This is a genomic window from Anaerotalea alkaliphila (assembly GCF_010179735.1).
Classification (GTDB): domain Bacteria; phylum Bacillota; class Clostridia; order Lachnospirales; family Vallitaleaceae; genus Anaerotalea; species Anaerotalea alkaliphila.
On the sequence record NZ_JAAEEH010000065.1, the window covers coordinates 1 to 6,346 of the forward strand.

General features: G+C 33.1%; 8 protein-coding genes. All 8 read right to left on the bottom strand.

Going from position 1 to position 6,346, the window contains the following annotated elements:
- Window positions 1-114: 114 nt before the first annotated feature.
- The gene (locus tag GXN74_RS13830; protein ID WP_343032835.1) at window positions 115-309 is read right to left on the bottom strand and encodes a type I restriction-modification system subunit M N-terminal domain-containing protein; all 195 of its coding nucleotides are present in this window, start codon (window positions 307-309) and stop codon (window positions 115-117) included.
- Window positions 302-526 (bottom strand): helix-turn-helix domain-containing protein, encoded by a 225-nt coding sequence (locus GXN74_RS13835; protein ID WP_162371530.1) that lies wholly within the window; start codon window positions 524-526, stop codon window positions 302-304. The genes GXN74_RS13830 and GXN74_RS13835 overlap by 8 nt, the downstream gene beginning before the upstream one ends.
- A gap of 610 nt (window positions 527-1,136) precedes the next feature.
- Window positions 1,137-1,670, bottom strand: coding sequence for an HD domain-containing protein (locus GXN74_RS13840; protein WP_162371531.1), 534 nt, complete (start codon window positions 1,668-1,670; stop codon window positions 1,137-1,139).
- Window positions 1,618-2,337 carry a putative ABC transporter permease gene (locus GXN74_RS13845; protein ID WP_162371532.1) on the bottom strand — a complete coding sequence of 240 codons (720 nt, stop codon included), beginning with the start codon at window positions 2,335-2,337 and terminating at the stop codon, window positions 1,618-1,620. Before GXN74_RS13845 ends, GXN74_RS13840 begins: the two co-directional genes overlap by 53 nt.
- Window positions 2,338-2,383: 46 nt before the next feature.
- Entirely contained in the window at window positions 2,384-4,069 is a 1,686-nt protein-coding gene (gene ubiB / locus GXN74_RS13850; RefSeq protein WP_246208735.1) for a 2-polyprenylphenol 6-hydroxylase, read from the bottom strand.
- A 139-nt stretch (window positions 4,070-4,208) separates the two neighbouring features.
- Entirely contained in the window at window positions 4,209-5,084 is an 876-nt protein-coding gene (locus GXN74_RS13855; RefSeq protein ID WP_343032836.1) for a DegV family protein, read from the bottom strand.
- An 87-nt stretch (window positions 5,085-5,171) separates the two neighbouring features.
- A complete protein-coding gene (locus GXN74_RS13860; protein WP_162371534.1) occupies window positions 5,172-5,522 on the bottom strand; it encodes a phasin family protein in 351 nt (116 codons plus the stop codon).
- A gap of 25 nt (window positions 5,523-5,547) precedes the next feature.
- Window positions 5,548-6,123, bottom strand: a complete 576-nt coding sequence (locus GXN74_RS13865; protein ID WP_343032837.1) for a TetR/AcrR family transcriptional regulator — start codon at window positions 6,121-6,123, stop codon at window positions 5,548-5,550.
- Window positions 6,124-6,346: the final 223 nt, after the last annotated feature.

Here is a 6,346-nt window from a genome sequence, read left to right on the forward strand (position 1 = left end):
TGTCTCATATGCCAACCAAATGCCAATGTTCGGATTTTGCTATTGGCTAGCTTTGCTATACGCTTTTTTAAAACTCAATTTTTAAAGTTTTTTGATCTCAGCTATTGACTTTTATTAGCTGGTCTCACTAACTTTTTTAATATCGACATCTTTATATCCTTCATCTTTCAAAAACTGAATTTCACGTTCTGAAAGGTACTTATAAAACATAAAACCGAGGATGTAGTCTTTGTATTCGTTTGCTTCTATCTTGGAACGCATTTGATTCGCCGATTGCCATATTGTGGAAGCTAGTTGCTGTTTATTCATTGTCATTCTTCTCCCTTTTTTCGTAGATAAGTCTAATGTCATAACCTAATCCTTCCATCATTTGAATAAAGGTTTTATTTACAACACCATCATCTTTCTTTACGATACGATTTACATACTGTACGGTTTTTCCAATTTTTTCAGCTAAAGCCGCTTGTGTTGTATCAGTTTCAACACATTTTATTTTAATATCTTTTTCAATATTGTTTTTTATCATACAACCGTCCTCCGCTCAGTAAATATACAAATCCATTTAGTATAATAGCATAAATAAGATGATATTGTCAATGTATTTGGTTTATATTTTAAAGTGAGCTTTCAGGACGGAGCTTTCAGGACTTTCAGTCAACTCGACATAAGAACATAAAGTTTACAGTAATTTTATCAACTCACTCTGCTTTCGCCAACAATCTCATCAACTCACAAAGCTAAAAACTTAATTATTTTTTAGACTCTCTAACTTTTTAATATTGGATAAGTTCCCACAAAATAAAAAACCGTGATTATCCTTCTGGCTTGGAGCCAGATCTCAAATCACGGAAAGTGCTTATTTATTAACATTTCTACACTCTTACTTCTCTACCCTTGACATCAAGACTACCGTCTCAACGTGTTTTGAGTTGAATTGATAGCTATCAATACCGCTATTTCAACCCCTATTGTTATTGGGAACATATCCACGCTCGTAGATGGAAACATGTCCAACATCGGCTTTCGTTTGTGGGAATATATCCAGTTATTTTCAATCTCTGGACAACAATCTCGGTAAAGAAAATGTATTGATTTTATCCACATTATTAAATTCTTTTCCACAGATTGAAATGCTCCTATTTGCTGATTCTGGTTTCGTATATTTTAAGCTGATTAGTATCTTTTTTGCTTATTAAATTCAATGTTTCAGAAAAGGCACAATATTTATCTACCATTAGGACGACATAAGCCTCCTTATATCTTGGTAGCCTTAATGTTAATGGCCACATATGTTTTTCAATAATGTCCTTCTCGATATTATTCAGTGCAAAATACTCATTAGCATTTTGCAATGCTATGCCAGGATGAACAAATCCATGTAGCCCAGCGTAAGTTTTTTTATCAGCGTGCCAGTCATACAAGAAAAAATCATGAAGCAGCCCACCCCTTGCTGCAGAAAGGTAGTCCAGCCCAAGTTTCTTACATAATCGAAAACTTGTATATGACACATGTAGACTGTGGGAGTAACAACTAATATCCCCATGTTGCATATAATTTTTCATTGATTTTACCTTTTCGTGATCAATCAAATCATGAACACAATCGCAATATTCTTTTTCAAGGTTGAAATTTATTTTTAAATTCAGTTTTGATTTTATTAACTCTACCATTCAAAATTCTCCTCACATCGCGATTTATAATACCCGCATTTAAGAATAGTAATTTAGGAAAGGCAAGAAATATCCTTTTATATTTTATAACCTTATTTTTATATACCCGCACCGATAGCTCAGAATAATGTAAAATTGTTTTTCTTAAATCCAATACATCAACAATAGATTTTGTAGTATCAATAATAAAATAAACAATGAAAATGATAGCAACAGAATTTTTTAACTGAGCCGGAATGATGTGAACTAAATTTATAACAATTGGATGGACTATCTGAAGTAATGCAAAGGCAAGCACTCCCCATAAAATTGAGTATTTAATACATATATACCCTTTGAGGTTCAAAAAATTATCGCTGTAATCCCACCATTTTGAATGGAATATTTTTTCCAATGCAAATCCAGTAACAAACTCCAATATTGTAACTAATAATATTGAAACAATCAAATTCATAATCAACAATAAAGATTTATCATCTATAGAAAATGGACTCCAATTAAAATATGAAACGGTAAGAATCCCGCCAAATCCATAAATCGGTGTAAAGGGTCCTATCAGGAAGCCTCTATTGATAAATTTTCTGTGTATTATACTTGCAAATGCAGTTTCAAGTACCCATCCTAAGAATGAATAAATCGCAAAAAAAAGCATCATATCAACTACCATATTAATTTTTCACCTCTAAAGTTATTTTTCATTGATTAGGTTATATTCATTTTGATCTGAAAATTGCAATAATCAGTGCCACAAAGGTACTTACTGCTATGATAAGGCTGCCTCTTAGTGTTGTACTTGCGACTGTTATAAAATTAGATCCTTCCACATCAGTTAAACTTAATCCAACGATTGTTCCTGCGATTACTATACTTAAGGATAGCAACACTAGGCTGATTGATAACCGGTTAAATGCCTTATCAAGCTTTTGCGCATATCGGTCTGCCTCTTTAAGCTTAAGTTGCACTGTAAAGTCATCGTGTTCCATTTTATCTAGAAAATTCAAGAAAATAGAAGGGAATTTTCGAACAAGATTGCTGTAATCCATAGCGCCACCCAGGATTTCCCTACCAATTTTCTCTGGGGTAATTAATGTAAAAACCAACTTTCCCGCAATAGGTTCGGCAATTTCCAAGACATTTAGCTCTGGATCCAATTTTTCAACCAACCCTTCCAGCGTAATAAGGGATTTGGCAAGCATGGTAAATTCTCCAGGAATCATAATATTATAAGAAAATGCCAAATCAAAAATTTCATTAAAAACTTCACCAATTTTTATTTGACTTAATGGAACCGACAATACTTGATCTCTCAATCGATCAATATCTTTTTCCAGGTTTCTCATATTGATTCTTTCTGACATTGCATCAAGTTCAACAATTGCTTGAACAATCAGTTTACTATCTTTCAGCGTTATTCCCATCAACATTTTCAGGAATTGGTTTTTCCTATGATTGTTCAATTGTCCTATCATACCTAAATCTAGAAATGCTATTGTATTATTCTCAAGCACCATTATATTCCCCGGATGAGGATCCCCGTGGAAGAAACCATCCCGTAATATCTGATATAAAATAGAATTAGCTAAATTTCTTGCAATTATTGTTTTATCCAACCCTAATTGATCTAATACTTCAAAATTCTTTAACGAAGTCCCTTGGATTTCTTCCATTGTTATAACACGATTAGTTGTATGAATCCAACTAATCTCTGGAACAATTACATTGGCATCATCCTCGAAATTCACTTTAAAAGTTTCCGCATTTTCTCCTTCCATTCTAAAGTCTAATTCATTCGTTAAAGTAGTCTCAAATTCTTCCACCATTTTGCTAAAGCTATAAAGTTTTCCAAACCTAGTTCGATTATCAATAAAATCTGCCAGATCTTTTAATATACCTATATCAAGCTCAATATTTTTCTCGATATTTGGTCTTTGAACTTTTACTACCACTTCTTTACCCGATAATAATTTTGCACGATGGACTTGACCAATAGAGGCTGCAGCTATAGGTTCCTCTTTAAACTCTCTGAATATGTTTTCAAGTTTATCTCCCAACTCAAATTCTATTACTTCCCTTACTTCAGTTATGGGAAATGGAGCCACAGCATCTTGAAGTTTTTCCAGCTCGTGTATAATGTCACGAGGCAATAAGTCCGGTCTAGTACTCATGATTTGACCTAATTTTATAAATGTCGGCCCCAATTCTTCGAAAGATAATTTCAACCTCTCACCAACTGATAATTTTAAATTTTCCCTCTCTGTATATTCTTTGGTTTGCTTCTCTATTTTAAGATATTTAAGGATGCCTAATCTGTCTATTAACGTGCCAAATCCATGATTTACAAAAATCGTAACAATTTGCTTGGATCTCTTAAATTTTCTATATTTACTAACCGCCATCATTTATCACCACTCAGTCTAATCTCATTTTTTATAAAAGAAATAGCAGATATAGATTAAAAAGACGCTCTGTCATCTATATCTGCTTAAACATTAGTAAGCTAATATACCTTTTTAAATATTAGTGAAAACGACAACATAACTATCTTTCTTTCCCTAAAAAAAATACACCTACCATGCCTGGTCCTGTATGGGTCCCTATAATTGGCCCTAAACTATTTATTACGATATCTTTGGGCGTTGTCTCACTCAGAATCAGAGATTTTAGATACTCTGCATCTTCTATACAATCACCATGAGCGATATATATCATCTGTTCTTCTGGTTTAATGGCAAGAGTTTTATACTCTTCAAATAAAGTCCTAATTGATTTTTTTCTTCCTCTAATTTTTTTTACAACGTTAAGACTTCCATCATTAGAGACATTTAAAACCGGTTTAACTTCAAGCAAACCACCTATAGCTGCACTGGTGGCTGATATTCGTCCCCCTCTCTTTAAATGTTCCAAACTATCTATAGTAAACCAGTGATTTACCTTAAGTTTGTTAGACTCAATCCACTCTACGATTTCTTGTTTAGATTTTCCTTGTTTTAACATCTCGGACGCATAATACACCAGTAAGCCCTGACCAACAGAAGCGCTTTTCGAATCAATCACTGTTATATCTGCTTCTGGGTTCGCTTCCATTATTTCATTTCTAGCTAGAACAGAACCATTAAACGTTTCACTTAGAGCAGACGAGAAACCTATATAGATAACTGAATCTCCTTTTGAAACAAAACTTCTAAACTCATTTTCAAAAGTATATGCCGTAATCTGAGCAGTTGTTGGCATGCTTCCATTTCGAATTCCATCGTAAAATTCTTTATAACTTAAAGATTTTCCAAAATCATCTGTATAATTAATCCCATTTAGTACAAAGGTAAATGGAATAACATATACATTGTTTTGGGAAATATATTCAACGGGCAAATCACAAGTTGAGTCAGTAACTATAACTATTCCCAATTCTAACACCTCTCAAATGGTAGATTGCTCAGCTAAAAACATACCAACATTTAAAAACCTACCATTGTTCCGTCTTTTAACTGACCAATCAAAATCCTATTTTTTTAACTCGTTTATATCCTTCTTTGTAGCTATTTCTTTCTCTTTTAATATATCAATTAGCTCTTCTCTTATAATCTTTCTGAAGTCCTCTTTTTCAATGAGATCTTCTTTGCGGGCAATATCTTTTGCATCTAGAGCCTCTAAAATTTCATCCTTGACCATTTTCTTGAAATCTTCACGTTGTTCTTCGCCTTTTTTCACTAAATCATTAACCAGATCCTTTGCGTCTTTCCTAGTAACTTCACCTTTATTCACCAATTCATCAACCACTTCTTCAATTTTTTCTCTAGAGTAAGAAAACAACCCAAGACCTAAATTGACTGACTTTTCAATTAATCCTGCCATAATAAATTACCTCACTTTCATATACTTATTCAAATAATATTTGCATAGCGTTTAATGCTTCAGGCAATTCTTCATCTTGGTCAAGTAAAACCTGAATACCTGTACCAAACATCGACCCTAAAATCAACCGAGACAAAGTTTTTGTTGAATAGCCTTTTAATTCCTTTAATTGAAGATCTTTAAAAATATATTTTTCAATCATGTCCGATAACTCTTTAAATAATTCACTAAGCAAACTACTAAATACAGGAGACCAAATAGCTAACCCTGTAAAATCATAGAGCAATCTGAAAAGTTCCGGATTATGTTGCAACATATTTTTAAAGTAATGAATTAAGCCTTTTGCTCTTTTGCGAGGTGAATTTTCCTGCTTTAATGATGCCTCAATCTCCTTTAAATACTTTGAAATCATCATTCTTACAACTTCTTTAAACAATCCCTCCTTGTTTTTAAAATAATAATTTAACTGGCTTAAAGCTACTCCCGCCTCATCAGCAATATCTCTCATTGAAACATTTGCGTAACCTCTAGTCGATATACATGTGTTCGCTGCTAATAATATTCTTTCCGATTGCGTTTGTTCATTTGTTTCAGTAGACACAATAGCATCACCCCGTAATTCGGTCATACGTCCGATTTATATTTATATGATAATGTTTTTTGATAAGATTGTCAATAACTAAATTGATAATTGCTAGTTCCTCTGATTCACATATGATAATGTCCTATTGTAACGCAAATGATTATGTCCCACTTCCGGTCATGGTGTACAATGAACCTCATGCGACAAAATACAATACATCGAGGTGGCCGCTATCAGAAAG